The sequence below is a fragment of the Novosphingobium sp. genome (assembly GCF_036820275.1).
Classification (GTDB): Bacteria; Pseudomonadota; Alphaproteobacteria; order Sphingomonadales; family Sphingomonadaceae; genus Novosphingobium.
Window position 1 is genome coordinate 148,638 of record NZ_DAISLT010000001.1, and the last position, 26,981, is coordinate 175,618.

Consider the following 26,981-nt stretch of genomic DNA (forward strand, 5'->3'; position numbering starts at 1 on the left):
TCGATGAGCATCATGAACCTTGCCGTGCCGATCGGCCTGGGCCTGATGGGGAGGCGGTTGCCCGCGCCTTTCGGGCTTTGGCTGATCGATGTCCCGAAGGTCCTCGACCCGCGATTGCCCGCCTGTCTTTCCGACCAGGAGAATGCTCGCGCGGACCGTTTCCGCGACGAATTTTTCGCCCGCCGCTATCGTGCGGCCCATGGTGCGCTGCGCCTTCTGGCGGATAGCCTCTTCGGTATCCCGGCAGGACATCAGCGCTACGAGGCGAACACGTACGGCAAACCGGGCCTCCGGGATTTCCCGAGCCTCCATTGCAGCCTGAGCTACGGCGGGAGCCGCGTGCTGGTCGGTTGGTCGCAGGATCGCGCGATCGGCGTCGACCTGGAACCCATGAGGACGATCCCGGAAGCCCGAGACTTGGCCGAACTCTATTTCACGCCTGCCGAAAGCAGCTGTCTCTCTCGGGCAGAAGACATGGACCGGGCCTTTCTGACGGCCTGGGTCCGCAAGGAAGCTTGCGTCAAGGCGCTTGGAAGCGGCCTGACAATTGCACCTGCCTCATTCGAATGCGACGTTGACCCGGGGTCGGTTCTGGTTGAAATCGAAGGCTCTTCTATCGAGAGCCATGTCTACGACCTGAAGGACGACGACCTGGTCGCCTGGGCCCGATGCATACCCCCGAACCGGTGTGATCGGATCCATCGACACGTAGCGGCGTGCCATCTTCCCGTTTGGGCTTTTACTGCTGAAGTTGCAGCAGTCCCTCGCGGATGACATGGGCGATCATGTGCGCCCGGTTGCGCGTTCTGGTCTTCAGGCGGACGTTTTCGACATGCCTTTCGACCGTACAGGGCGCGATATTGAGTTCTATCGCCGTCTCCTTCGCCGAACGGCCCATCGCCACGAAGCGCAGGACGTCCAGTTCGCGAGCGGTAAGTTGCACAGCTTCATTGTCAAATCTGTACATGAAATTCCCCCTATATTTCGATGTTGCTTATTGCCCCCTTGCCTTCCGTTGAGACCATGTTGAGCCTCATTTACAAATGTTGCATTGGCGAAGATTCGAGTCACGCTATATTTTGGCCTCTCGAAGGAGCCGTTTGGGCTGCGGTGTCATTCCGCGGGGTCCGCATGGACCTCAGGACTATCCCTATTCGACTACATGTTCTTTAGGGTGAATCGTCCGAGGTATGTTCACGATTGCACACAGCATTGCCCGACGAGATGATCACCCGTGCGTGACCGCCTCTCGACGCGCTCAGGGGCGCAGGATGGTGGGGAGGGCGACTTCGCCCTATGGCCGGGGGCAGGCCAGGCAAGCCTGCCCCTGAACCGCAAGTTCGCGGGCGAGCACGGCGGCCTGGGTCCGATTGGTGACGGACAACTTCTTGAGCAGCGATTTCACGGTGGCCTTCACTGCGGATTCGCTAATGCCGATATCACGCGAAATCGTCTTGTTGGGGAGGCCGCGCTCCAGCGCGCCCAGCACTTCCCACTCTCTTTCGCCCAGGTCGTAAGCCAGCGTGGCGTGGCGCTGCGCGGGCATTTCGGTGAGCAGCAACAGGTTGTCGAGCAGGTCGATGATCTCCGGCGGAGCGACTTTCTGACCGACGGCGACCATCTGCATCATCGCTACAAGCGACTGATAGGGAATCTGATCGAGAAAATAGGCATAGGCTCCGGCCGCATAAATTGCCGCCATTTCGGTGAACTCGAACGTCGAAACCAGAGCGATAACCCGCGCGTCCGGAAAGCGATGGAGGATGTCCCCGACTACGGCCGGGCCATCCCGTCCGAGCAGGGAGCCATCGACGACGATGAGATGTTCGCCGGTGTCTGCGGTGGCTGGACAAGACAGGCTATCAAGATCGTCAACGGGTTCATCCAACGTGAAACCCGAATCCGAAAGGATACGCCTGACTCCTTCACGGATCAGCGAATTTCTGATGGCTACCGATACTACCGTAGTCATTGTCGTCCGCAGGCCTCTCTTCTTCATCGCATCTTCGGGAAAGCGCGATATCCGAGAAAGAATCCGTTCCGCCCAACAGAACTCGGAAAAAACGATCGGTTCAGGTTAATTCTTGGGCAAGCTTATTGTAAATCATCCAAATTTGACAGGTTCTGTCTTTTCGGAGGGTGTTTTCCCGCAATTCGCAGTTGCGAGGCAGGTCCCGCGCGGTAAACCTCTTGCCATGCAGTGCCGATATTTCATTGCAGCCATCCTAGCCGCACCCTTCGCGCTTGCGCCTGCTGCGGCCAAGAATGCGGGCGCACCGCCCGTTGCCGCCGCTGCGGGCAATGTCGATCCTGCCTTCGTCGGCCATTACTACCTTTCGGGAATTATGGAGACCGGCTCCGAACTCCTGCTTCGCGATGACGGTTCGTTCGAATGGTACATGTCCTATGGCGCGCTGGACCAGTTCGCGAACGGCACCTGGCGCCGCGTGAACGACAGGATCGTACTGGCGGCACGGCAACCCGATCGGGACAAGCCGCTGTTCGCCTATCTCGATACGCAGCCCTGGTCGGCGGAAGCGGAGCAATCGCGCCTCGATGCCGAGCACGATGCACAGGAGAACGCGGTGCGATCTGCCTGTCCGTTTCTGGCTGACAACGTGAGCGTGACCGCGCCTGTCCCGACCATCGTCGGCAGCACCGAGAACAAAAAGCCTACCCTGGAGGAGCTTCGCGGCAAGGCCGAAGCTACGCTGCTCTCGGCACGGCAAGCCCGGTCCCGTATGGAGGAGGCTGCCCGCAGGATCATGGCTGGAAACAGCACCGACGAAGCGGCCGTGCGTGAAGCGCACCGGGTCACTGCGGCATGGTACGAGGCCAGCGATATCGCCCGCAATGCAGCCCAAGCTGCGGGTCTACCTAACCCCGACCTTTCGGAGCCGGTTCTCCCCTCGGCTTGCAGTCTTCCCGAGCGGCGGACTGTCGATCCCGGAGCCCCGGAAAGCTGGAAGCCGGGGCTGGCCGTAGAGGTGATCGACCCGAAGTCGGGCAACAAGGCGCGGGGGGTAAAAATCGGTCTGCGGTCCGGTGACGGCAAGACCGTCGAAGTGACTACCGCCGGGGATGGGATCACGCTCCTCACCGATTTCGGCAACGATGCGCAGCTTACGGCAACACTGGATGCCCCTTACGCGCCTGGTCGTGCGGTGGAAGTCGGAATTCCTCCTGTCAGGTATGGAACTATCAGATTTTCCATAGACACCGAGCAACTCATGGCACCGCCCTTCGAACGCCTTACCTTGCGGATTGACGGGGCCGCGCTGCTCCCCGAAGAATTCGGGCGTGGGCGTTACACCCGCTGATATCGATTGTCGGGAACATGTGCGTGTCACGGACGATATGGTCGTCAGTCGTCTATAAGGCGTGTCATGCAACTTCGACTTATCCTTCTGGCCATCATGATCGCAGGCCCGACCTCCGCCCTCGCGCAGGATCGCGACTACTGTCCGGACCGGCCCGGCATCGGCACTCCCGCCTGCACGATGGACCCCGGCCGTTTCTCACTGGAAACCGGCCTCGGCGACTGGACCGTGAACCGCGATTCCTCGCAGCGCGAGGATAGCGTCGTGCTCGGCGATTTCCTGCTGCGCATGGGCGTGGCGGACCATGCCGAAGTCCAGGTCGGCTGGACGAGCCTCGGCTTCGTGCGGACGCGCGATCGCGAGAGCGGACATGTCGACCATCGCACCGGCACAGGCGACATGACGCTGGCCTTGCGGCGCAACCTCGTCAATCCGGACGGTTCGGGCTTCTCGGCGGCGATGATGCCGTTCGTTTCGTTGCCCACCGGCGGAGCCGCGATCGGGGCTGGCGACTGGGGAGGCGGTGTAAGGATTCCGCTCTCCTACGAACTGACCTCGGCCGTCAGCCTGGAAGCGGTGCCCGAGTTCGATGCCGACGTCGACGAGGACCGGCACGGCCGCCATTTCACGTTCAGCGATGTCGTCGGGGTATCGGTCAAGCTCGCCGAGGCCATTACCGCGACGGCCGAGTACCAGTTCAGCGCGGTTCGCGAAAAGGGCGACCATCATCTGGAACACGTTTCTGGTCTGTCGCTTGCATGGCAGACTTCAGACAATTTCCAGGTCGATCTCGGCGCCAATGCCGGGCTCGATCGGGACAGCGACGATCTCCAGGTCTATCTGGGCGTGTCCCGCAGGTTCTGATCTGTTTCATGCTGCGCTGCGAAACAGGCTCTTGCAGCGAGGCCGGGGTTACGGCAAGATAATCGGCAAATCGGATTTCGGCCCGCAAAGGGGCGGATCGAAATCCAGCAGTCCGCGCCGATAACAGGCAAGGGCTGGCGAACAAGGCAACGACGCCATCGGTCGAACCTGAAAGGGTTCCGGCCGGTGGCGTTTTTTCGTTTGGGGAAGACGTGGCAAGCAGCAAGGTCAAGAGCGCATGTCCCTACTGCGGCGTCGGCTGCGGGATCGTCATGGATGTGCTGGACGGGCGCATCGTCAAGGTTACCGGCGACAAGGACCATCCGACCAACTTCGGCCGCCTCTGCACCAAGGGCAGTACCTGTCATGTCCCGGTCACCGCGCCGGGACGCGCGGAAACGGCCTATGCCCGTATCGAGGGAACCGGTGACCAGGGTGCCATCCCGATGACGGAAGCGATCACGCGCACCGCGCAGGGCCTGCGCCGGATCGTCGATCGCGACGGGCCGGACGCCGTCTCGTTCTACGTCTCGGGGCAGATGTCGCTGGAGGCGCAGTATCTGGCCAACAAGCTCTGCAAGGGCTTCATCGGCACCAACAATATCGAGAGCAATTCGCGGCTCTGCATGGCGAGCGCGGCGAGCGGCTACAAGCTCTCGCTCGGTGCGGACGGACCGCCGGGATCTTATCAGGATTTCGACAAGGCCGACCTGTTCTTCGTGATCGGCGCCAACATGGCCGACTGCCATCCGATCCTGTTCCTGCGGATGATGGACAGGGTGAAGGCCGGCGCGAAGCTGATCGTCGTCGATCCCCGCCGCACCGGTACGGCGGACAAGGCGGATCTGTTCCTGCAAATTCGCCCCGGCACCGACCTCGCCTTGCTCAACGGACTGCTGCACCTCCTGGCCGCGCAAGGTCGGATCGATGCCGCATTCATCGCCGCCCATACCGAAGGCTGGGACGATATGCCCGCCTTCCTCGCCGACTACGCTCCTGCGAAAGTGGCTGAAATCACCGGCCTTGCCGAGGCAGATTTGCGCCAAGCCGCGCAATGGATCGGCGATGCGGGGGCCTGGATGACCTGCTGGACCATGGGCCTCAACCAGAGCACCCACGGCACCTGGAACACCAATGCGATCTGCAATCTCCACCTCGCCACCGGGGCGATCTGCCGCCCCGGTGCAGGGCCGTTCTCGCTGACGGGACAGCCCAATGCCATGGGCGGGCGGGAGATGGGCTACATGGGACCGGGCCTTCCCGGCCAGCGCGCGACGACCAGCGAGGCCGACCGGCATTTCGTGGAGGATATGTGGCGCGTCCCTCGCGGAACCCTCAGGGCGGAAGCGGGCGGGGGAACCGTCGCGATGTTCGAGGACATGGCGGCGGGGCGCATCAAGGCCTGCTGGATCATCTGTACCAACCCCGTCGCCAGCATGGCCAACCGCCAGACGGTCGTAGCCGGGCTGGAAGCTGCCGAACTCGTGATCGCGCAGGACGTCTTCGTCGATACCGAGACCAATCGCCATGCCGACCTGATCCTGCCCGGCGCGCTCTGGGCTGAAGCGGAAGGGGTGATGATAAATTCCGAACGCAACCTCACGCTGATGCAGAAGGCTGTCGATCCTCCCGGCGAGGCGATGGCGGACTGGGAAATCATCGCCCGCGTCGCCTGTGAAATGGGCTATGAGGATGCCTTCTCCTACACTTCGGCGGCGGACGTTTTCGAGGAAATCCGCAGCTTTCGGAACCCGCGGACTGGCTACGACATTCGCGGCGCCAGCCATGAGCGGCTGCGCGAGACCCCGATGCAATGGCCTTGCCCACCCGGTTCCCCTAGCGACCGCAATCCGATCCGCTACCGCAATGACGGGGTAAGCCGATCCGACGGATTAGAAGAGGATGGAAACCGTCCGCCGATCGCTTTCCCGACCGAGACGGGCAAGGCCTGTTTCCTGCCGCGACCGCATATGGCCCCGGCAGAGATGCCCGATGCGGATTTCCCGCTGGTGCTCAATACGGGGCGCCTCCAGCACCAATGGCACACGCTGACGAAGACCGGGAAAGTGCCCACGCTCAACAAGCTCAACCCCGGCCCCTTTCTGGAGCTCCACCCCGAAGATGCCGCCGCGCTCGGGATCGGCGAGGGAGACAGGGTCGAACTGCGCTCGCGGCGGGGGAGGGCGGTGCTCCCGGCTGTCGTGACCGATCGCGTTCGCGCCGGCAACTGCTTCGCGCCGTTTCACTGGAATGACGTCTTCGGCGAAGATCTGGCCGTCAACGCCGTGACGAGCGATGCGGTCGATCAGCTGTCGTTGCAACCGGAATTCAAGTTCTCGGCCGTCGCGGTGACCCGCCTGTCAGGGCCGGTCGAACAGCTTCCCACGACTTTGGCCGAGGATGACCGGACACTGGCACTTTCCGCACCTTCATCCGCCGGAACGCACCTGCCGTCCTCTCGGCAATCCGCAATCGACGCATTCGCCGAAGTCTTGGACCTGTCTTTCTCAAAGGCACCGGCACTGTTGCCTGAGGAAGAGAGCTATCTGTCCGGCTTCATAACCGGCCTGCAAAAGCGCGAGCAGCCGGCTTGTAACCCGACATTACCGCAGAGCGCTCCGTTCGAAGGTGAAAAGCGTCATTATATCAATGGTTTGCTGTCAGGTCTTTTTGGACATACTGAGATTTATCAGGGCGTGGCGCTTGCCGAGCTTTTGCCGGAGGCACCCGCCGCTGCATCCCCTGGCGAGGTCATGGTCCTCTGGGCGTCCCAGACCGGCAATGCAGAGGACTTCGCGGAGCAATGCGCAAAGAGGCTCGAGAGCCAGTCACGCCGGGTCCGGCTTGCCTCCCTCGACAGCGTGAAACCCTCCGAACTGGTTCAAGCCGGTCAGGTGCTGTTTATCGCCAGCACGTTCGGCGACGGTGATGCGCCGGACAACGGGGAAGCGTTCTGGTCCGCTCTTGCAGCCGAGGCACCGTCGGTGATGGCGGATTTGCGCTATTCGGTGCTCGCTTTCGGCGACTCCAGTTACGGTCAATTCTGCGGTTTCGGCCGTAACCTCGATAAAAGACTGGAAGAACTGGGGGCATCCCGCTTCGCTCCCCGTGTCGATTGCGAACCTGACTACGAGGAAGCTGCCGGTCAATGGCTGGAGAATGTGCTTGGTGCCCTGTCTGTCACGTCGTCTGTCGAAGCGGTTCCGAACGTCGTAACGGCGCCGACGTCGACTGCCGCGCCAGCCGGGATCGCATACAGCCGCAAGAACCCGCTGCATACGCGGATGGTCCGCAATACGCTGCTGAGCGGGCTCGGCGCGCAGAAGGAGGTCCGGCAGTTCGGTTTCGATCTGGCCGGTCATGATTTCTCGTACCGGGCCGGCGATGCGCTGGGAGTATGGCCGATAAACTGTCCGGCACTGGCAAGCGAGATCGCGGATTTGCTGAAACTCGATCCCGAGCAACCGGTGGCGGTGAAGGGGATCGGCGATGTGCCGCTTCACGACGCACTCCTGCGCCATTGGGACATCTCAAAACTGACGCGTAACATATTGGAATTGATAGCATGTCGCATACCGGAAGCGGCGTTTGCGCCGCTCCTCGATCCTGAGCGCAAACCCGAATACGATCGCTTCCTGGGCGAGTATCAGATCGCCGACATCCTGCATGAAACCGGGGCCCTGCTCGGTCCGGCGGATCTTGAGCAGGTCATGCGACCGATCCAGCCCCGGTTCTATTCGATCGCGTCCAGCCCTCGTGCCCAGGTGGATGAAGTGCAGCTTACAGTCTCCGTCCTGCGCTACAGCAATAAAGGGCGGAGGCGCAGCGGCGTCTGCTCGGCCTTCATGGCCGATCGTGCGGAAGCTTCAGGTGCGGGAATATTCCTGCAACCGGCCGCACATTTTCGGCCGCCTGCGGATCCCTCCCGCGCGGCGATCATGGTTGGGCCGGGAACCGGGATCGCGCCGTTCCGAGGATTCCTGCACGATCGTCAGGCAACGTGTGCGACCGGAAGCAATTGGCTTTTCTTTGGAGAACAGCACGAAGCGACGGACTTCTACTATCGAGACGAGATCGAGGCCTGGCGTCGCTCCGGCCATCTCGACCGGCTCAGCCTCGCCTTTTCGCGCGATCAGACGGAGAAAGTCTACGTGCAGGACCGGATGATCGAGGAGGGACCCGAGCTCTGGCGCTGGATCGACGGCGGAGCCCATTTCTACGTCTGCGGCGATGCGAGCCGAATGGCCAAGGATGTCGATCTCGCCTTACGGCGGATCGTTGCGACACATGGCGGCATGAAGCCGGACATTGCCGACGATTACATCGCCCAGATGCGGGAGGACCGGCGCTACGTTCGCGACGTTTATTGAACCGATCGATGAAACCGCCATCGATCCGCAGGCGTTGCTCTGATACGCTGGTTACGGAGGTCAACGATGACGGAAAAGGAAACGCGGCCTCAATCGGACGCGGTATCTGACATCGGCCTGCTGGGCGCCCAGGATGAACGCCTTGCACCGCGCGTCGATATGCGAGCCCGGTCGTTTTTGGACTGGCTGGTTTCCCGCCGCGACGCCGTTCATTCACGGAACCGGAGTGCGACTGGCGAGTTCGGAGGTTTTCTCGATTAGGAGTAAGACATGCCGTCAGCGACGTTCGAAACTTTGGAAGGCGATGAAATCGATGTGGATCCCGCGGAAGTCGTAAGCATCGCCGAAGGTGGGGATGACGATACGACGCTCATAGAACTGGACGATGGGCAGGAAATCACGGTCGTCGCCAGCCCGGTGGAAGTGGTCGCCGAACTCGGACTGGATCCGCTCGAATTCCTCAACCTCGACGATGACGAGGCGGTTGAGGACGACGACGAGGATTACGAGAGCGAATGACAGGGGCGGGGCCGGTACCCGGTCCCTTGCCCGAACTCTGGAGACCTTGATGCTGGAACATCTCCCCCGCTGGCTGGGATCGCTGATGAGCAACGTGCGTGCGGGCCATGCCAAGCTCGCCATCGTGCAGGACGACGTTATGGCCGGGTCGGGCTTCATCGACCTGTCGAGTCCGGCCTTTGCCAACGGCGGTCGCCTGCCGCAAAGGTTCACCGCAGACGGTGAGGGCGTTTCGCCGCCGCTGGTCTGGGGCGGGGTCCCCGAGGGAACGGTTAGTCTGGTCCTGCTGGTGGAGGATCCGGATGCCCCGGCGCCGCAACCGATGGTTCATGCCCTGATCTGGAACCTGCCTCCCGATACGCGGCGGCTAGCCGAGGGCGAAATCGTGGCCGACGGCTTCGGCACTGCCGATGGCCGGGATGTGGGCCGCAACAGCTTCTTCCTCGAAGGCTGGCTACCGCCCGATCCGCCGCCGGGCCACGGCGTTCACGACTACGTGTTCCAGCTCTTTGCGCTCTCCGAAGCGATCGACGTCGACGACAATCCCGGGCGCTCCGAAGTCGTCGGCGCGATCACCGGCAGGGTCCTTGCGGCAGGGATGCTCGTCGGGACTTATTCGCGCGAGGAACCCATGCGGGTCGATGACGTAGTGGAAGCGTCGGTGACTGCCGGCGGACCGGGCATGCAGACCGCCTGATCCTCCGCGTCATCTTCGCTGGAAGAGCAGGCTAACGCGGGCGCTCTGCTGCTGCGGGCGCTCCATATTTTCTGTTCCACTCTGCATATGCCTTCAGAGCGTCCTGCGGCTGCGTTACCCACCAGTTGTAGCCGTTGCGGCGGCCTTCCGATATCTCGTTGACGTCATCATGGATCGTGCGGTTCTTGTCCCCGAAGATTGGTTGGCCGGACACCACGTCGTAGTTGCGCGACCAGAGCGGCCCGCCGCCCTTGCGCGCGAAGAGCTTGCGGCCGCCTTCCGTCTTTTCCCAGGCGTGATCGTAAAGCGCGACCTGCTTGAGCCACGCCGTGCCCCCCTCGACGGCGGCGCGAATCGCTGGCGACGGCGAAGGACGATTCATCAGGAAGATAAGGACCTCGGTGGTCTCGCCGCTCGCAACCGATCGCGGTTCGTAATTGCGGGCCGAGATCGGCTCCAGCGTCAACGGATCGACCTGCTGCGGCCAGCCGAGCAACTGGCCGTCGCGGCTTACTTGCGCGGCAAGGATGACATCGACCGCCTTGTTCACTGCCGCGGAGGCCTTTTGCCTCAGTGAGCCGGGAACGAAGCGATACGTCGGCGCCTGGGCCACGTCCTGAAGCAGCATGGCCGCCTTGGCGACGGCATTGTCGTTGAAAGTGATTCCGTCGTGGAAGCCGCCTTCCAGCGGCCAGATCTGCGGCCAACCGCCATTGGGGTACTGGGCCGCGAGCAGGTATTCGACGCCCCGGACGATGCTCTCGCGGTAGCGTGCGCCGCGCTCTCCAGGCAGGGCGTCCGATACGCGCGCGAGGAAGCGCATCTCGGTGGTCGTGGCATCGTTGTCGAGCGTGCCGACGAAGGTCCAGAACCGGTCGTAGGGCGCATCGAAATTCGCCGGGTCCTGAACCATCGTCTCGGCATCGTTGCCGTAGCGCTGACCCGGCAGACGCGGCGGGCCTGCGCGGTTCTGGTTCTTGCTCCACCCGCCCGCCGGGGTCTGGAAGCTGACCATCGTATCGGCAATGCGCAGGGCTTCGGCGGACTTGTACCAAACCGCCGGGCGGTCCAGCGGCATGTTATAGTTCGACGGACCGACCGCCTGCGGAGGCGGGGGCGGCGTCTGTCCGGGCGGAAGTTCGGCCGCGAGCGATTGTCGGTCCGCGCGGGCCTGCGCCTTGGAGCGGAGAAGGTAGGCGAGCCAAACCGCCCGTTCCGCGTCGGGCAGGGTGCCGATGCGGGCCTCCGTCAAGGTCAGCGCGGGCTGGTTGATGGCGATGACTTTGGCGGCGACGGGGGACAGGCCTCCAGCCAGCGTCGTCGCCGCCAGACAGAACCCAAGCACGCGTGCGGTCTTCATGGCTTATCTCTCTCCCGTAAGCGCCCGGAGACCTGTTCGTCAGGCCGGTTTTGCAGGCACCCCATTCGGAATGGATTGCTATCACGCGAAAAATCCCCGGAGAAGAGGGAAAATCAAAAGTCATCATATAACTTTTGGCATTTATGGGTTCTATCATTGACACCGGTAACCTGTTCGTGATGAGAAGGGGGAGAACGGACGCCCGAAGGTGTCGTCATCCGGGAGCGGCATCATGATCCAGTCGGCGGCGAACGGCCGTTCGAAGCAGGGGCGCCAGAGCCGGCTCCTGCTTTCGGGCATTCTGGCCCTATCGGTCGCAACACCCGTCATCGCCGACACCGCGCCGGGACCTGGGTCGGCACCGGGCGGGCCGATCGACCGCAAGGCACTGGTCCAACGCCACAATCCGGTCTTGACCGCGATCGATCCCCATGCGCCCGTCATGCTCGGCAATGGCGACATCGGCTTTACTGCCGACATCACCGGCCTTCAGACTTTTCCGGACCACTATTCGCCGCTGGCGCCGCTGCTGACGATGGCGCAGTGGGCATGGCACAGTTTTCCCGACAAGGCGGGCCATACCGAGAGGGACGGCCTCGTGCAGGTTCCCGTGCCGGGGCGCGGCGAGCAGCCCTATGCCTGGATGCGGTCTTGGGCCGAGGCCGAGAGCAACCCTGCGATCGACTGGCTGCGGGCCAATCCCCACCGCATCTCGCTGGGCCGCGTGGCGATGACCATGGACGGCAAGGCGCCGCGTTTCGAGGCGATATCCGACACCCGGCAAGTGCTCGACATGTGGACGGGGACATTGACGAGTCGCTTTGCTTACGAGGGCATTGCCGTCACGGTGGTCACCCGCGTCCTGCCGCAGCGGGATGCGGTTTCGGTGGAGGTCACTTCTGCCCTGGCCGCATCGGGACGGCTTGGGCTGACGGTGCGCTATCCGGGAGTGGACAAGCGGATCAACCCCGATCCTTCGTCCTGGGATCCGGAGAGCGGACGGACGCAGATACTTTCCGAGGGGCGCACCCGCATCCAGCTGCGGCGCGATCTCGATTCCGCTCGCTATTGGTCCGCCGTAGAGAGCGACGGCGCGCTCGCATTCGACGGCAAGGCGACGATCGGCGTGAAAGGGACGGGCCGCGAAACGCTCCGCCTGACCGTAAGCTACGACCGCACTTCCGTGACGGCGCCGTTGCCGCAGGCCGAAGAGGGCGCCCATGCCCTCGCCGACCACTGGCAGGCTTTCTGGACCCGCGGCGGCGCGGTGGACTTCACCGGCAGCACAGATCCGCGCGCTGCCGAACTGGAGCGCCGCGTGGTGCTTTCGCAATACCTTTCCGCGATCAACGGCGCGGGCGAACTACCGCCGCAGGAGGAAGGGCTGTTCTCGAACAGCTGGTTCGGCAAGTTCCACCTCGAGATGCACCCGTGGCACTCGGCCTGGCAGGCGCTCTGGGGGCATCCGGAACTGCTCGAACGCAGCCTGCCCTGGTATCTCGCGCACTTGCCCAAGGCGCGCGAGGAAGCGGCCCGGCACAAGGTCCGCGGGGCTTGGTGGCCGAAGATGGTGGGACCGGAGGGGCGCAACAGCCCCAGCCTCGTCTCGCCCTTCATCATGTGGCAGCAGCCCCATCCGATCCTGATGGCGGAACTGGTCTGGCGAGCGGGGAAGGATCGCCAGACGCTTTCCCGCTACGGGGAACTGGTGGAGGCGACCGCCGATCTTCTGGCGTCCTGGCCGACCGAGCGGGACGGCCGATTGAACCTCGGTCCGCCGCTGATCCCCGCGCAGGAGAATTATGACCCACTGACGACCGCCAATCCCACTTTCGAGTTGGAGTACTTCCGCTGGGCGCTCCAGACCGCGCAACGCTGGCGGGAACGGCAGGGATTGCCTCGCAAGGCGGAATGGGATGCGGCGATAGGGCGCCTTGCCCCGCCGTCCATGCGCGATGGGCTGTACCTGCCGGTGGGAACGGTTCCGGACTTCTGGGATGTGGCGCGCTCGCCCGCCTGTCGGGGTGACGCGGCGGCAGAGCCTTGCAAGAACCGCGACCATCCTTCGTTTCTGATGGCATACGGCTTCATTGCCGGAGATCGCATCGATCCGGCCGCGATGCGGCGCACGCTCGATGCCGTCGCGGAGAACTGGGACTTGCGGCAGACCTGGGGCTGGGACTTCCCGATGCTGGCCATGGCCGCCGCGCGCCTGGGAGAGCCGGACAAGGCCGTCGACTGGCTCTTCGCCGATCGCAAGAACAACCAGTGGGGGCCGACCGGCATGACGCCTCGGGTCCATCTCGATGCCCATGCCGAGGACCTCGTGCCGGTTTCGGGCGGGGCGGGCGGCGTTGCGCTGGAAAACAATCCGGACGGTGCCGGTTATCGGCGGGCGGCGGAAACCTACTTCCCCTCGAACGGTTCGCTGCTCCTGGCCGTGGGATTGATGGCCGGTGGTTGGGACGGTTCGAAAGGGCATGCGCCGGGATTTCCGAAGCAGGGTTGGACAGTGCGCGTCGAAGGGCTGACGCCCGCACCCTGATGCAGAGTGGAGATGAAGGATGATCTGGGAACAGCAGAACCGCCGCGGACTACTCAAAGCGCTGGCGGCAGGATCGCTGGGCGGTGCGGCCTTCGCCCGTGCCGCCGTGGCGCCCGCGCAGGACCGCCCGTCAGGCCCGCCACCGAAGGCATGGACGGATTCTGCGACCGGCTATCGCGTGGTTCGCCTCAGTCCTGACGAAGGCGGGGGCAAGCTCTATTTCTACAAGAACAGTTTCACGCCTGAAGGTGACCTGATGGTCATGTCGACGCCCTCCGGCATCGTCGCCGTGGACCTGAAAAGCCATGCGCTCCGCACGCTGGTGAACGACCCGAAGGCGGACCTGCTGTTCACGGCCCGGCGTTCCCGGCACGTGTTCTACAGCATCAGCGATCCCGGTGAGGAGCAGCCGATGGACCGCCCGCGCACGATCTTTTCCCTGGATATCGATAGCGGCAGGAAACGTCGGATCGGCCGGATTCCCAATGGCCAGATCAATGCGGCCAATGCCGACGACAGCTTGATGCTGGGGTTCGTCGCCTATGGGTCCAAGCCGCTTCAGCCCGATGTGGCGGACCCTCGCAACCGGCGTTTCGACCAAGCGGAATATTCCGCCAAGGGACCTGACGGTAAGCCGCTGAACTTTGCGCGGGCCAAAGGCGTGCGGATGCTCGAACGCTGGGCCGCGCGCTACCCGATGGAGATCTTCACGCTGGATCTGCGCAGCGGCCAGCGCCGGACGGTCCACAAGACCAACGAGTGGATCGGACACACGCAGTTTTCGCCGACCGACCCGCAGCGCATCATCTTCTGCCATGAAGGGCCGTGGCACCGGGTCGATCGCATGTGGACCATGCGCACTGACGGCAGCGATTTGCGCAAGCTCCACCAGCGCACGATGAACTTCGAGATATTCGGCCATGAATGGTTCGGGGCAGACGGCCGCGAGGTCTACTACGATCTCCAGACCCCGCGCGGGCAAGTGTTCTGGGTCGCCTCGGTCAATCTCGATACGGGTGCCCGCATCTGGCGGCGCGTGGATCGCAATGACTGGTCGGTTCACTTCAACCGCTCGCCGGACGGCAGGTTGTTTGCAGGTGACGGCGGTGATGCGGACATGGTCGCCCATGCCTCGGACGGCAAGTGGCTGGTGCTCCTGCGCCCGGAAGAGGTGCCCGATGCGGACCCTGAAAGCGATCAGGCCGGACTGGTCTCGACACAGGTCATGCGCTCGACCCGGCTCGTAAACATGTCCGCGCACGACTACCGGCTCGAACCCAACGTGACCTTCACGCCCGATGGGCGGTGGATCGTGTTCTGCTCCAACATGCATGGCCGAAACCATGTCTATGCCGTGGATCTCGCTAGCAAGTCATGAGAGCGGATCTGTAGTATGAAACGATGTTTCTTGTCCGTGCGTACTTCTTCCTGCTTCTGGAAATAACGAACGTAGGCTGCAACATAGCTGTTGCGACTCCCTCGAAGTTATCATACATCTTTCTCATTGACACCGGTAGCAAAACAGCAGCCGGGCAAAACGGAGAGGCAAGGCCATGGAAAAGGGCTTCGGAGCAAGGGATAGACTGGCACTCGGAACATCGGCGCTGGCTGTCATTCTGGGACTATCCGCTGCGCCGGCATCGGCCCAGTCGGTCGATCCGCAACCGGAAACGACACCATCCGAGCAGGCCTCCGCGCCCTCGGGCGACACGGTGGGCGGCGTCTCCGCACCGGAGATCATCGTCACTGGCTTTCGTACCAGCCTGGACAAGGCCCTGACCATCAAGCGCGGTGAAGCCGGTGCGGTCGATACGATCCTTGCCGAGGACATGGCCGATTTCCCCGATCTCAACCTGGCGGAATCGATCCAGCGCCTGCCCGGCGTCACTATCGAGCGCGACGGCGGGCAGGGGCGCACGATCAGCGTGCGCGGCCTCAATGCCGACTTCACCCGGGTCCGCATCAACGGACTGGAGGCTCAGGCGGCCTATGGCAGCAACCGAAGCCGCGGCTTCGATTTCTCGATCTTCGCATCGGAACTGTTCAACTCGATCACCGTGCGCAAGACCCAGTCGGCCGAGATCGAGGAAGGCTCGCTGGGCGCCACGGTCGACCTCCAGACCGGACGCGGTCTCGATTTCGGCGCGGGGCTGCATGGCGCCCTCTCTGCGCAGGGATCCTACAACGACCTGTCCGAAAAACTTCTGCCGAGAATTGCTGGCCTGCTCAGTTGGGCCAATGCCGACGAGACCTTCGGGGCGCTCGTCTCGGTGGCCTACAGCGAGCGCAAGCCGACCAGCGAGAGCTTCAATACCACCCGCTGGCAGAGCGGTGATCCGTCCATGGCCTATGGCGCGGGCAACAACTTTGCAGGCTGCGTGACCTGCACCACGCCCGAGCAGCGCAGCGAGTTGCTCTCGGCCTATTATCCGCGCATCCCCCGCTACACGATCGGGCAGTTCTCGGAAGATCGCCTGGGCATCACCGCCTCGCTGCAATGGAAGCCTTCGGACGATACCGAGATCACGCTCGACGGCCTGCTCTCTCGCTTCAACCAGGAAGCGGAGAGCCCCAATATCGAGGCGATCAGCTTCAGCCGCGCCGCGGGCGGCGTGCGCGAGACGGTCGTGCGCGACTACGAGATCGATCCGACGAAGAACACGATATCCTATGGTGTCTTCGATGACGTCGACATCCGCTCCGAGAACGGCTTCTCGCGCGACGAGAGCACCTTCACCCAGCTTTCGTTCAATGCCCGCCATGCCTTCACCGATCGTTTCCGCGGGCGGATCAAGCTGGGAACCTCGCACTCCAAGGCGCGGACGCCGCTCTCGGTGTCCTACATGTTCGATGCCACGAACCGCGACGGCTACACTTACGACTTCCGCGGCAACGATCGCCTGCCGCAGATTTCCTATGGCTTCGACGTTACCGACGGCCGCAACTTCACACTCACCGAATGGCGCAGGAGCACCGGCGGCGCGGACTACCGCCTGAAGACCGGGGCCGGCGCTCTCGAATACGACCTGACCGATGCGATCACCATCAAGGCGGGCGGCGAGTACCGCACTTACGGTTTCGACACGTATGGCTTCCAGCAAGCCGTCTCGGTTCTCTCCGGCAGCGACCGCGCCACGGACGTCACCAATCTCGGCAAGATCGAGACCATCGCCGGTGGGCTGGCCATTCCGGGCGGGACGGACCTTAACTACATCACGCCGGATATCGACAAGATCAGCGCATTCCTCAGCATCTACGACGATCCGCTGGTGCCCACCTACAACGGTGTGCGCGAAGTCAAGGAACGCGATACCGGCGCCTTCGTGCAGGCAGACTTCGATACTGACATTTCCGGGGTCACGGTGCGCGGCAATGTCGGCCTGCGCTATGCCCATACCGGCACGACCTCGTCCGGCTATCTCAACACCGACTATGTGACCGTGAAGAACGGCTACAACGACTGGCTGCCCTCGTTCAACCTCGCGATCGAGCCGGGCGGCGATCTGGTCCTGCGCCTCGGTGCGGCGAAAGTCATGTCGCGCCCGGCGCTGGGAGACCTCACACCCGGCGGCAGCCTGTCGACGCCGACGCGCCGCGTATCCTACGGCAATCCGCTGCTCGATCCGTTCCGGGCGACGAACTACGATGCCTCGGTCGAATGGTACTTCGCCAAGGAATCCCTGCTGGCGGCGGCCGTGTTCTACAAGAAGATCGACTCCTTCATCACCACCGTCACCGACGTCGTGCCCTGGGCCAGCCTGGGACTGCCGGACAGCCTGCTGATCGGCACGCCCGCCTCTCCCGACGAGGACTTCGAAGTCACCCGAAAGATCAACGGGAAGGGCGGCACGCTGAAGGGACTGGAAGTCCAGTATCAGCAGCCGTTCTCGTTCCTGCCGGGACCGCTCAGGAATTTCGGTTTCATCGGCAACGTCACTTTCGTCGATTCCAAAGTCGATTACGGCGACTACGGCAAGAACCGCCTGACCGGGCAATCCAAGTTCATGTACAACGCGACGCTCTATTACGAGACCAAGCGCTTCAGCGCCCGTGCCTCGGCAGCCTATCGCGACAGCTATCTGTTGTCCTTCCCAGGCGGCAACAACAATACCGAGGAAGGCGTCAACAGCACCCTGAACATCGACGCCTCGATCTCCTATGAACTGAACGACAATATCAAGCTCTCGGTAGAGGCCGTGAACCTGACCGACGAGTATAACGACCGCTATGTCGATGCGACCGACCGCGTCTCCAACTACCGGCATTTCGGTCGCGAGTTCCTGTTCGGCGTACGTGCGACATTCTGATCGAGAAAAAGGCTATGCAAGGAGAGTGGGTGTGAAAGTGAAGCGCAGCTACGGCCATCGGATCGCGGGATCGCTGCTGCTCGCAGGAACCTTGATGACGCCGCCCGCGTCGTTTGCGCAGGAACAGGCGGTTCCGGTCGCCGGTGTGGCGCCGGAATGGCTGCGTCTTCCGCCGCGCCCCCGCCTCGACACCGAAGGCCAGCGTCTGCCCACGCGGGCTGAGGCGCTGGCGGCTGCGGAATATGTGAATGCGGCGCAGATGGCGGACATGGCGGCGCGGCCCATACCGCTTTCGACCGGCGGCGCTCTCGATGCGATGGCGCCGAACTGGGTCTCGGCCGTCTACTACGTCGGCGCGGCGCGGCTCGCACGGGTCTCCGAACGACCGGAAACTCTGCGGTTCCTCACGACGGTCGCCGAGCACTATCACTACGCCCTGCGCGGTGCCCGCTCGGGCGTGACCATGCTCAATGCCGACGATATCGCGGTGGGCGATCTCTACCAGGAACTCTACGCGCGGCGGCGCCAGGAAGGCGTGCTGATGCCTTTGCAGCAGCGGCTCGACTGGCAGGTTCCGCATCTGGCCCGCAAGGAGGACACGAAAGCGCTGGTCTGGTGGTGGTGCGACGCCCTGTTCATGGCGCCTCCGGTGCTGGCCCGCATGTCGGCGATCACCGGCGAGCCGAAATACCTTCTTGCCGCCGACAAGGAATGGCGGCGCACCGCCCAGCGTCTCTGGGTGCCGCAGGACCGGCTGTTCCTGCGCGATGAGCGGTTCGTCGGCCGCACCGAGGCGAATGCCAAGCCGATCTACTGGGCGAGAGGCAACGGCTGGGTCCTCGGCGGTCTTGCGCGCTGGCTAGAGGCCATGCCAGCGGACCAGCAAGGGCGTGCCTACTACCTCGACCTGTTCCGGACGTTGGCCGGGCGCATTGCCGAACTCCAGCGACCGAACGGCCTCTGGAGCACGAGCCTGCTGGCTCCGGAGGCCTATCCGGAACCGGAGACTTCGGGCTCGGCTTTCTTCGTCTATGGACTGGCATGGGGTATCAACCACGGCGTGCTCGATCGGGCGACCTATCTCCCGTATGTCCTCAAGGGCTGGGCGGCGCTGAACCGGCAAGTCCTTCCCAATGGGCAGCTCGGCGCCGCCCAGAAGACCGGCGACCAGCCCGTACATACGGCCGCTGAGGATACCGGACCTTATGCCAACGGCGCCTACATCCTCGCTGCGCTGGAAATTGCCGACCTCTCGGGACCGGGGCAGGCTCTTCCTCATGGGGAGCCGATACAGGACAGTCCCGAAGTCGTCGCAGCGACCACCCCGTCGCCGCCTGCACCGAAAACCGTGCGCGGACCTGAGGAACTCGCCCGGCGCGAGGCGGAGATGAAGGCCACGGCGGCGCTGGCTTACGATCCGGTCCTGACGGGCCGTCCCTCCACCGTGGAACCGCTGGCGCCGCCGCCCGCATCCGAGCGCACGCCCCGCGCCGTTGCCCGCTTCGCGCCGGATCGGCTTGACGATCTGCTCTGGGAGAACGATCTCGTCGCGCACCGCATCTACGGTCCGGCTCTGGAGGTCAAGGAGGCACCGTCCGGTTCGGGTATAGACACCTGGGCGAAGCGCGTGCGCTGGCCGTTCATGGATCGTCAGCTGAAGTTTCCGAACTATCACATGGATCGCGGCGAGGGGCTGGACTACTACGATGTCGGGCGCTCGCGTGGCAGCGGGGGGCTCGGCATCTGGTATGACAACAAGCTCTGGACGAGCCGCAACTTCGCGACCTACAAGATCGAGGAAACGGGCGGGAAGCTTGCGCGCTTCTCCGTCACCTACAAGCCGTGGCCGGTCGATGTCGTGCGCAAGGTCTGGGAAACGCGGGAATTCTCGCTGCCGCTGGGCTCGCACTTCACGCGCATGCGCTCGACCTTGCAATCGGACAGCAAGGAGCCGCTGGTCGTCGGCATCGGCATCGCCAAGAAGAGCAACGAGAACGGCAAGGGTTTCATCGCGCGGGATCAGGCCGGCGGACGCATGACCTACTGGTCTCCGGAAAGCGCGGAGCACGGTACGCTGGGCTTTGCGATCGCGGTCGATCCGAAGATGCTCATAGGCTTCACGGAAGATGCCGAAGATTACATCGTGCTCGTGAAAGTCCAGCCCGGCCAGCCCTTTACCTACTACATGGGATCGGCATGGGACCGGGGCGGCGACGTGCCCGATCGCGCGGCCTGGGAAAGGCTTGTAGCGGGCGAGACTTTTGCCTTTTAGCGACAGCGGGGAGGGATCTCCTCCCCGCAACCGTTTATTGCAATTGGCAGATATCGAGTACGTTCATGTCCGCGTAGTCGAGGTTCTCACCCGCCATGGCCCAGATGAAGCTGTAGTTGCCGGTCCCCGCGCCCATGTGCACGGACCAGGGCGGCGATATGACGACTTCCTCGTTTCTCATGACGATATGCCGCAAGTCATCCGGCTTGCCCATGAAATGGAATACCCGGTCCTCTTCCTCCAGGTCGAAATAGAGATAGATTTCGGAGCGGCGTTCATGGACGTGGGGCGGCATCGTGTTCCAGACGCTGCCCGGCTTGAGGCGCGTCAGGCCGAGGCATAGCGACGCGCTCTGGCAGGTGTGCGGCAGGATCAACTGGTGGATCGAGCGTTCGTTGGCGTTCCCGGCACTGCCGCGCTCCATCGAACAGGCATCGTTGAGCGTCAGGCGGCGCAGCGGGAAGGCGACATGGGCGGGCACGCTCAGAAGGTAGAAGCGCGCGCCTTCCCCGGCGAACAGAACCTCGCCCGATCCCATGGGAATGTAGAGAGCCTCATGGCGGGACAGGTTTATCGCCGCCCCGTCGACGATGACGGTCCCGTCGCCATGGCCGATATTGACCACGCCCATTTCCCTCCGTTCCAGCAGCGGATGGCCGGCGAGGCTGTCCGGTTCGGACTGCACGGGCAGGGCGAGGGGCGTTTCCGCCGGAACCGCGCCGCCGATGATGAACCTTTCCCCATGCGCATAGTTAAGGACGATCTCACCGCGCCGGAACAAGTTTGAAACGAGGTGCCGATCGCGCAAGTCCTGCTGGCTTGCTCCGGCCATCATGTCCGGATGAACCGCATGGTAGGTTTTTTCGAACATCTTGTCGGACAACGGACCGTCTTTCCCATGAGTGTGCAAGCGCGCGCCGTAATCGCGGCACCACGATACATCGCCGAAACCGGAGAATTCGGCCTTCCTCGCCATTTCGGCGGCGTTCTGTCAGATCATGGGAGCCTCTCGCTCAAAAGCCGTTTCTCGCGAGAGTTATCATACAGGTTTGAAAGGGTGTCAATCTTCGACAGCATCCAGCTCGCTGTCGGCAATCGCATCGCTTAGCTCGGAATGCCGCATGAGGCTTTCCTGCATGTGTCGGCGCGCCGCTTCTCGCGCGCGCTCGATATCCATGCGGACGATAGCGTTTAGCACGGCGTCGTGTTCGTCGCGGACTTTGTCGGCATAGTCCTGATGCGCGGCGGAGGGGCGGTCCCGAAGATAGAGATTCCTCGGAGGGACAAGGCGAACCCCCAGAAAGTCGATGAACCGTACGAAGTAGTCGTTTTTCGTGGCACGCGCGATCGCCATATGGAACTGCGTGTCGGCAAGCGCCGATGCGGCGGGATCGTCCGCGACTTCGCGCATGCGCTTGAGGGCGGTGCGCAGAGCGACGATGTCGTTCTGATCGCGCCGGGCCGCCGCGAGGCCGGCCATTTCGGTCTCGATCGCAAGGCGCATTTCCAGAAGTTTTATGATGTCCGACAGTTCGGACAATTCTTCGCGCGTCACCTGGAACGCGCGGTAGCGTGCGCTTTCGGACACGTAGACCCCGGACCCCTGGCGTGCCTGCGCGTAACCTTGCGCTTCGAGCCGGGCGACGGCTTCCCGCACGACCGTGCGACTCACTTCCTCGGTTTCTGCGATTTCTTTCTGCGAAGGCAATTTCGAACCGGGCGCCAATTCGCCCGACATAATGCCGCTTTTCAACTTCGCATAAAGTTCGTCAGCGAGCGAAACGGCTTTAACCATCGACTGCCTCTTGCTTCGATCCAAAGGCAGGAATGCCCACGGAAGACTACCGCATTCGAAAGCCTTCATACAGCATAGATTTCGAGCTTGTATTATCAATTTCAAGTTTTGCTCGAAGCTCGACCCGATACAGGCATTCGGCAGGCACTCGCATGATCGTCATCGCGGGAAGGGCGGCGGCTTGCCGCGCTGATGTGGCCGCAGACGGCGCAACTCCCGATCGCGCCGCCACCCTGGATGTCCCCTGAGATCCACCTTGCGTAACATTATACCTCCGCCCATTTACTCAGACTAATTTTCGGTTGCAGACTCGATATGAGAACGATAAGCCCAAGCGATACGAACAAATAATCACCGTAGATTCGTGGCTTATGAAGATAGCCCGATCTGCTTTGGGATCTGTTGGGGGAGGGGCTAATGCTTAAAGTCAGACTGTACTTGTCGTGCGCGTGTGCCGCGTTCGCATCGCCTGCGTGGGCGCAAGACATTGTCGCAAAAACGGACGATGCCACCGAAACGACGGCAACCGACACATCTGCCGGCCAGCCATCGGCGGAAGACATTATCGTCACCGGTTTCCGGGCCAGCCTCTTCAATGCCGCCCAGATCAAGCGCGATTCCGACGCTATCGTCGATGCCGTGGTGGCAGAGGACATCGGCAAGCTGCCGGATAACAACGCGGCGGAATCGCTGGCGCGCGTGTCGGGCATCCAGGTCAGCCGTTCCGGGGACGAAGCCAACCAGGTGCTCGTTCGCGGCCTGCCCGACCTAACCACGACCTTCAACGGACGCGACATCTTCACGGCGGAATCGCGCGGGGTCGCGCTCTGGGACTTCCCTCCGGGCGCCCTCCGCGCGCTGGAGGTCTACAAGTCCGGCACGGCGGATCTTATCGAGCCGGGACTCGCCGGTCTCATCAACGTGCGCACCTGGCGTCCATTCGATTTCAAGGGCTTCGAAATCGCCGGTGCCGTTCGCGGCACCTACAACGACCAGTCGAAGAAATACGACCCGGCCAACGCGAACCTCCAGATCACCGACCGCTGGCAGACCGGCATCGGCGAGATCGGCGCGCTCATCAACTTCGCATACACGCAGCAGCAGTTCCGCAATGCCGCGCGCTGGAACAGCGCCGACGTGCTGGCGCCGGACGCAGCCAACACGGTGGAGCCGGAATCGGTCGGCCGCGACTTCGTTTTCCCGGAAGCCGTGGGCGTGTTCTACAACAGCGGCATCCGCAAGCGTCCTTCGATCAACGCCTCGCTCCAATGGAAGCCCGCACCCAACCTCGAAATCTATGTGGACGGTCTTTGGCAGGCCTATAGAGGGCGCGACGCGAACGACTTCTTCGCCACGTCGCTGCGGTTTGCCGGTGCCCAGCTGAGCAACGTCGTTCTTGATCCCGACGAACCGAACAAGGTTCTCAGCCTGACCAAGACCGGTGGCTGGCGTCCCGACATCTACCGTTCTACCGTCAACGGTGACACCAATACCTATCAGGGCGCGATCGGCGCGATCTGGACGACCGGCAAGGCCACGATCTCCACCGATTTCGCCTATACCGACAGCACTTTCAAGCAGACCGAATGGAGTCTCGATTCCGCGCTGACTTCTGCGCCGACCGTGGATGCCGCTTTCGATGAAAAGGGCTCTGCGGCCTTCTCGCTGCCCGGTTTCGACGCGACCGATCCCAGTCACTACCAGTTCCGCGGCTTCTTCGACCGGACTTACATCGGCAAGGGCAACGGCATCCAGTGGCGCGGCGATGTCTCGCTGGAAACCGACATTCCCTTCCTGCCCCTGCTACAGGTAGGCAGCCGCGTAACCACCCGCAAATCCTCGGTTCGCTCGGGCTCGCGCTATGCCTACCTGATGGATCTCGGCATCCCGATGACGGATCTGGGCCTCGGCGAGATGTCGTTGATCGACAATACCTTCCGAGGCGGTGTGCAGGGCTTCACCCAGTGGCTCGCACCGAGCCGCTCGGGCGTGCGCGGCAACATCGACGGGTTGCGCGCGATCTCGCTCGCCGGATTGCAGCAGCTGGCACAGATGTACCCGGACGATGCCGGCATTCGCGACAACATCGAACGCTGGTCCAGCGCCGAGGTGCCGCTCGACCCATTGGCCTCATGGGATGCCAGCGAGAAGACGTATGCCGCCTACGCCCAGGGCAAGTACGCCTTTGACATCGGCGGCGTCGAGATCGGCGGCCTCGTCGGCGTACGCATCGTCAATACCGACGGGGTCTACTCCGGGACGTCTCTGGTCGACGGTGTAGCGACCCCCGAGGAGACGCGGCAGAACTACGTCGATGTGCTGCCCAACTTCAGCACGCGCATTCGCTTCACCGACAAGTTCCAGGTGCGTCTGGCCTACACCAAGACGCGCACTCGCCCGACGTTTGGACAACTGAACCCGGCCGTAAACATCACCCGCGCACAGAACACCGGCGGTTCGCCGGGGCGCTACGACGCCTTCGGCCGCGCCGGCAACCGCGACCTTGCGCCGCTGACCTCGCGCAATTACGACGCCACGCTCGAATACTACTTCTCGCCGCGTGCGGCAGCAGGCATCTCGCTTTTCTACCGCGATCTCGACGGCTTCATCAGCGATTATACCCGTGACGTGCAGGACCCGATCTATGGTCTGATCCAGGTAGTCCGTCCTGAAAACGCGGGTTCGGGACGCATCAAGGGGGTCGAGGCCGGATTCCACAGCTTCTTCGATTTCCTGCCCGGTATGCTCTCCGGCTTCGGCGTGCAGGGCAACCTCACTTACCTCGATGGCAAGAACCAGCTTCCCAATGCCCTCGGACAGGCCACCAAGATGGTTTCGATCCCCGGCGTTTCGCACTGGAGCTACAACGCCGTGCTGTTCTACGAGCGCGGCAAACTATCGACCCGGCTGTCGTACAACTACCGCTCGAAGTTCACCAACTTCTATTCACCCGATGCCAACGGCAATCTCTACGTAGGCGAGGGCACCAAGGCGATCGCCCGACTGGACTATTCGCTGTCCTACACGGTGATCCCGGCGATCACGATCACGGCCGACGTCAGCAATATCCTGGGCAAGCCCTTTAACAATTATCGCTACTTCAACCAGACGCAGACCTACCCACGAGATATCCGCTACGAGGGCCGCTATTTCGGACTGGGTACTCGCTTCCGCTTCTGACGGCCTTGCAGACGCAGATCAACCTTCCGCGTCTGCAATCACTGACCCGTCCGGCAATTGTTCCGGACGGGTTCTTTGTCGCTCATTTATTTAACATAAGATATATTATCGATGTGAGTGAGCTGCAAGCGCAGGGCTGAAATGCCCCGTCTCGCAACTGCCCCGTCAGGTCGGTGGCTCTTACGCCCGCACCCTTGCCCCCCTGCTGCACCGCGGAGCATCATTCAACGACGTCCAAACAAGGGGAGCCGATGCGCAATCCTGCACCGAGGCTCCCCCTGAAGATCAATTCGCCGGAAGCGTTCCTGTGGTTGCAACCGTCTGCTCGTCAGCCAGACCGCCTCCCAACGAGCGGTAAAGTTCCACGAGATTGCTGGCCTGAGCCAGACGCGTGGTGACGAATTGCTGCTCGGCGGCATAGGCCGTGCGCTGCGCATCAAGCGAAGTCAGGAACGAATCCACCCCTGCCTTGAACCGGGCATCCGACAACCGGGCGGCAACCCTTGCGGACTCCGCGCGATTGGACTGGGCGGCGATGCGTTCCCCGATCTTGCCGCGCTGCGCCAGAGCATCGGCAACTTCACGGAATGCGGTCTGGATCGCCTTTTCATAAGTCGCCACGGCGGCCTGTTGCGAAGCCTTCGCATAAGCCAGATTACCCGAACGCTGCCCGCCGTCGAACAGGGGAAGCGAGAGACCCGGCGATGCCGTATAGGTATAGGAGCCGGACTTGAAGAGCCCGGACAGAGCCGTGCTCAGTGTCCCTACCGTGCCCGTCAGCGAAATCGTCGGGAAGAAGGCCGCACGTGCTGCACCGATATTGGCATTCTCGGCGATGAGCAGGTGCTCGGCGCGCAGCACGTCCGGACGACGCAGCAGCACGTCGGAAGAAACGTCCGACGGCAACGCATCGCGCGTCATGGGTTCGGCTGCCAGACCGCCAGGCAACTGATCCTGGGGCACCGTCGTGCCGACGAGCAAGTTCAGCGCATTCTGGTCGAGCGCGACGCTGGCCTCCAGTGTCGCGATATCGTTCACCGCGTTCTGGTAATTGGTATCGGCCTGGCGCACTTCCAGTTCGGAGCCCACGCCGATGCGGAACTGCTCCCTGGTCAGGCGCAGCGTGTCTTCGAAGGTCTTGAGCGTTTCACGCGAGAGGCGCAATTGCTCATTGTCCGAAGCCAGGGTCAGCCATGCCGTGGCAATTTCCGCGATCAGGCTGATACGGGTCGAGCGCTGCGCTTCCTCGCTGGCGAAGACCTGTTCCTGCGCGGCCCGCGTCAGGTTGCGGATGCGGCCGAACAGGTCGAGTTCGAATGCGGAGATTCCCGCGGTCGCCTGATAGATCTCGATATCCGAGGAGGTGCTTCCAGCCCCGGCCCCTGCCCCGCCGGCGGCCCCCATGATGTTGTTGGTGTACGTCGCGGTTCCGCCGGCGTTCACCGTCGGGAACAGCTGCGAACGCTGCACTTTCAACTGAGAGCGCGCCTGGAGCACGTTGGCCGCCGCGACCCGAAGGTCGCGGTTGTTGGCAAGGCCGGTCTCGATCACCTGCCGCAGACGCGGATCGAGGAAGAAGTCGCGCCAGCCGATACGGCTGACGTCGACGGCATCGCTTGCAGCCGCCGGATAGACCCCGCCTTGCGGCAGGGTCACGGGAACGGCGCCCACGGGCCGCTCATAGCGCGGCGCGAAGTTGCACCCGGCCAGCATCGTCGTGCCGGTAATCAGGGCGATAAGGGATTTTTTCAT

The 26,981-nt window shown here is 63.0% G+C and carries 18 protein-coding genes; 12 read left to right on the forward strand and 6 right to left on the reverse strand.

Annotation, left to right across the window (positions count from 1 at the left end; all coding sequences use genetic code 11):
- Window positions 1–3 precede the first annotated feature (3 nt).
- Window positions 4–774, forward strand: coding sequence for a 4'-phosphopantetheinyl transferase family protein (locus V7066_RS00540; RefSeq protein WP_334181297.1), 771 nt, complete (start codon window positions 4–6; stop codon window positions 772–774).
- Here V7066_RS00540 and V7066_RS00545 read toward each other — a convergent pair.
- Window positions 740–967, reverse strand: coding sequence for a response regulator transcription factor (locus V7066_RS00545; RefSeq protein WP_086491050.1), 228 nt, complete (start codon window positions 965–967; stop codon window positions 740–742). The genes V7066_RS00540 and V7066_RS00545 overlap by 35 nt on opposite strands.
- 327 nt (window positions 968–1,294) lie before the next feature.
- A complete protein-coding gene (locus V7066_RS00550) occupies window positions 1,295–1,888 on the reverse strand; it encodes a response regulator transcription factor (protein WP_334181298.1) in 594 nt (197 codons plus the stop codon).
- A gap of 307 nt (window positions 1,889–2,195) precedes the next feature.
- Between V7066_RS00550 and V7066_RS00555 the strand changes: the two genes are divergently transcribed.
- The 6 genes from V7066_RS00555 (at window position 2,196) to V7066_RS00580 (ending at window position 9,770) form a co-directional block, all read left to right on the forward strand.
- Window positions 2,196–3,320 carry a hypothetical protein gene (locus V7066_RS00555; protein ID WP_334181299.1) on the forward strand — a complete coding sequence of 375 codons (1,125 nt, stop codon included), beginning with the start codon at window positions 2,196–2,198 and terminating at the stop codon, window positions 3,318–3,320.
- Window positions 3,321–3,386: 66 nt separating this feature from the next.
- Window positions 3,387–4,184, forward strand: a complete 798-nt coding sequence (locus V7066_RS00560) for a transporter (protein WP_334181300.1) — start codon at window positions 3,387–3,389, stop codon at window positions 4,182–4,184.
- 212 nt (window positions 4,185–4,396) lie between these two features.
- Window positions 4,397–8,554: a bifunctional nitrate reductase/sulfite reductase flavoprotein subunit alpha gene (locus tag V7066_RS00565; protein WP_334181301.1), complete on the forward strand. Its 4,158-nt coding sequence runs from the start codon at window positions 4,397–4,399 to the stop codon at window positions 8,552–8,554.
- 66 nt (window positions 8,555–8,620) lie between these two features.
- Window positions 8,621–8,815, forward strand: coding sequence for a hypothetical protein (locus V7066_RS00570; protein WP_334181302.1), 195 nt, complete (start codon window positions 8,621–8,623; stop codon window positions 8,813–8,815).
- Between the two features lie 9 nt (window positions 8,816–8,824).
- The gene (locus tag V7066_RS00575) at window positions 8,825–9,073 is read left to right on the forward strand and encodes a hypothetical protein (protein ID WP_334181303.1); all 249 of its coding nucleotides are present in this window, start codon (window positions 8,825–8,827) and stop codon (window positions 9,071–9,073) included.
- A gap of 49 nt (window positions 9,074–9,122) precedes the next feature.
- A complete protein-coding gene (locus tag V7066_RS00580) occupies window positions 9,123–9,770 on the forward strand; it encodes a YbhB/YbcL family Raf kinase inhibitor-like protein (RefSeq protein ID WP_334181304.1) in 648 nt (215 codons plus the stop codon).
- Between the two features lie 31 nt (window positions 9,771–9,801).
- Here V7066_RS00580 and pelA read toward each other — a convergent pair whose 3' ends face one another.
- Complete coding sequence (gene pelA / locus V7066_RS00585; RefSeq protein ID WP_334181305.1) at window positions 9,802–11,130, reverse strand: pectate lyase; 1,329 nt, start codon at window positions 11,128–11,130, stop codon at window positions 9,802–9,804.
- Between the two features lie 232 nt (window positions 11,131–11,362).
- On the opposite strand from pelA, the gene V7066_RS00590 reads away from it, so the two are divergent.
- The 4 genes from V7066_RS00590 to V7066_RS00605 all read left to right on the forward strand — a co-directional run bounded on the left by V7066_RS00590 (window position 11,363) and on the right by V7066_RS00605 (window position 20,254).
- Entirely contained in the window at window positions 11,363–13,675 is a 2,313-nt protein-coding gene (locus V7066_RS00590) for a hypothetical protein (RefSeq protein ID WP_334181306.1), read from the forward strand.
- A gap of 19 nt (window positions 13,676–13,694) precedes the next feature.
- Window positions 13,695–15,053: an oligogalacturonate lyase family protein gene (locus V7066_RS00595; protein ID WP_334181307.1), complete on the forward strand. Its 1,359-nt coding sequence runs from the start codon at window positions 13,695–13,697 to the stop codon at window positions 15,051–15,053.
- 175 nt (window positions 15,054–15,228) lie between these two features.
- Window positions 15,229–17,982: a TonB-dependent receptor gene (locus tag V7066_RS00600; RefSeq protein WP_334181308.1), complete on the forward strand. Its 2,754-nt coding sequence runs from the start codon at window positions 15,229–15,231 to the stop codon at window positions 17,980–17,982.
- Between the two features lie 31 nt (window positions 17,983–18,013).
- The gene (locus tag V7066_RS00605; protein WP_334181309.1) at window positions 18,014–20,254 is read left to right on the forward strand and encodes a glycoside hydrolase family 88 protein; all 2,241 of its coding nucleotides are present in this window, start codon (window positions 18,014–18,016) and stop codon (window positions 20,252–20,254) included.
- Window positions 20,255–20,288: 34 nt separating this feature from the next.
- Here V7066_RS00605 and kduI read toward each other — a convergent pair whose 3' ends face one another.
- Together kduI and V7066_RS00615 are read right to left on the reverse strand one after the other, a co-directional pair.
- A complete protein-coding gene (gene kduI / locus V7066_RS00610) occupies window positions 20,289–21,125 on the reverse strand; it encodes a 5-dehydro-4-deoxy-D-glucuronate isomerase (protein ID WP_334181457.1) in 837 nt (278 codons plus the stop codon).
- A 189-nt stretch (window positions 21,126–21,314) separates the two neighbouring features.
- A complete protein-coding gene (locus tag V7066_RS00615) occupies window positions 21,315–22,118 on the reverse strand; it encodes a FadR/GntR family transcriptional regulator (protein WP_334181310.1) in 804 nt (267 codons plus the stop codon).
- A 348-nt stretch (window positions 22,119–22,466) separates the two neighbouring features.
- On the opposite strand from V7066_RS00615, the gene V7066_RS00620 reads away from it, so the two are divergent.
- Window positions 22,467–25,229: a TonB-dependent receptor gene (locus tag V7066_RS00620; RefSeq protein ID WP_334181311.1), complete on the forward strand. Its 2,763-nt coding sequence runs from the start codon at window positions 22,467–22,469 to the stop codon at window positions 25,227–25,229.
- 285 nt (window positions 25,230–25,514) lie between these two features.
- Here the strand turns inward: V7066_RS00620 and V7066_RS00625 are convergent, their stop codons facing one another.
- Complete coding sequence (locus tag V7066_RS00625; RefSeq protein WP_334181312.1) at window positions 25,515–26,981, reverse strand: efflux transporter outer membrane subunit; 1,467 nt, start codon at window positions 26,979–26,981, stop codon at window positions 25,515–25,517.

Coding starts and splice junctions, on each gene's coding strand:
- V7066_RS00540 (WP_334181297.1), top strand. CDS start 4: ATGAGCATCATGAACCTTGCCGTGCCGATCGGCCTGGGCCTGATGGGG.
- V7066_RS00545 (WP_086491050.1), bottom strand. CDS start 967: ATGTACAGATTTGACAATGAAGCTGTGCAACTTACCGCTCGCGAACTG.
- V7066_RS00555 (WP_334181299.1), top strand. CDS start 2,196: ATGCAGTGCCGATATTTCATTGCAGCCATCCTAGCCGCACCCTTCGCG.
- V7066_RS00560 (WP_334181300.1), top strand. CDS start 3,387: ATGCAACTTCGACTTATCCTTCTGGCCATCATGATCGCAGGCCCGACC.
- V7066_RS00570 (WP_334181302.1), top strand. CDS start 8,621: ATGACGGAAAAGGAAACGCGGCCTCAATCGGACGCGGTATCTGACATC.
- V7066_RS00575 (WP_334181303.1), top strand. CDS start 8,825: ATGCCGTCAGCGACGTTCGAAACTTTGGAAGGCGATGAAATCGATGTG.
- V7066_RS00580 (WP_334181304.1), top strand. CDS start 9,123: ATGCTGGAACATCTCCCCCGCTGGCTGGGATCGCTGATGAGCAACGTG.
- pelA (WP_334181305.1), bottom strand. CDS start 11,130: ATGAAGACCGCACGCGTGCTTGGGTTCTGTCTGGCGGCGACGACGCTG.
- V7066_RS00590 (WP_334181306.1), top strand. CDS start 11,363: ATGATCCAGTCGGCGGCGAACGGCCGTTCGAAGCAGGGGCGCCAGAGC.
- V7066_RS00595 (WP_334181307.1), top strand. CDS start 13,695: ATGATCTGGGAACAGCAGAACCGCCGCGGACTACTCAAAGCGCTGGCG.
- V7066_RS00600 (WP_334181308.1), top strand. CDS start 15,229: ATGGAAAAGGGCTTCGGAGCAAGGGATAGACTGGCACTCGGAACATCG.
- kduI (WP_334181457.1), bottom strand. CDS start 21,125: ATGTTCGAAAAAACCTACCATGCGGTTCATCCGGACATGATGGCCGGA.
- V7066_RS00615 (WP_334181310.1), bottom strand. CDS start 22,118: ATGAAGGCTTTCGAATGCGGTAGTCTTCCGTGGGCATTCCTGCCTTTG.
- V7066_RS00620 (WP_334181311.1), top strand. CDS start 22,467: ATGCTTAAAGTCAGACTGTACTTGTCGTGCGCGTGTGCCGCGTTCGCA.
- V7066_RS00625 (WP_334181312.1), bottom strand. CDS start 26,981: ATGAAAAAATCCCTTATCGCCCTGATTACCGGCACGACGATGCTGGCC.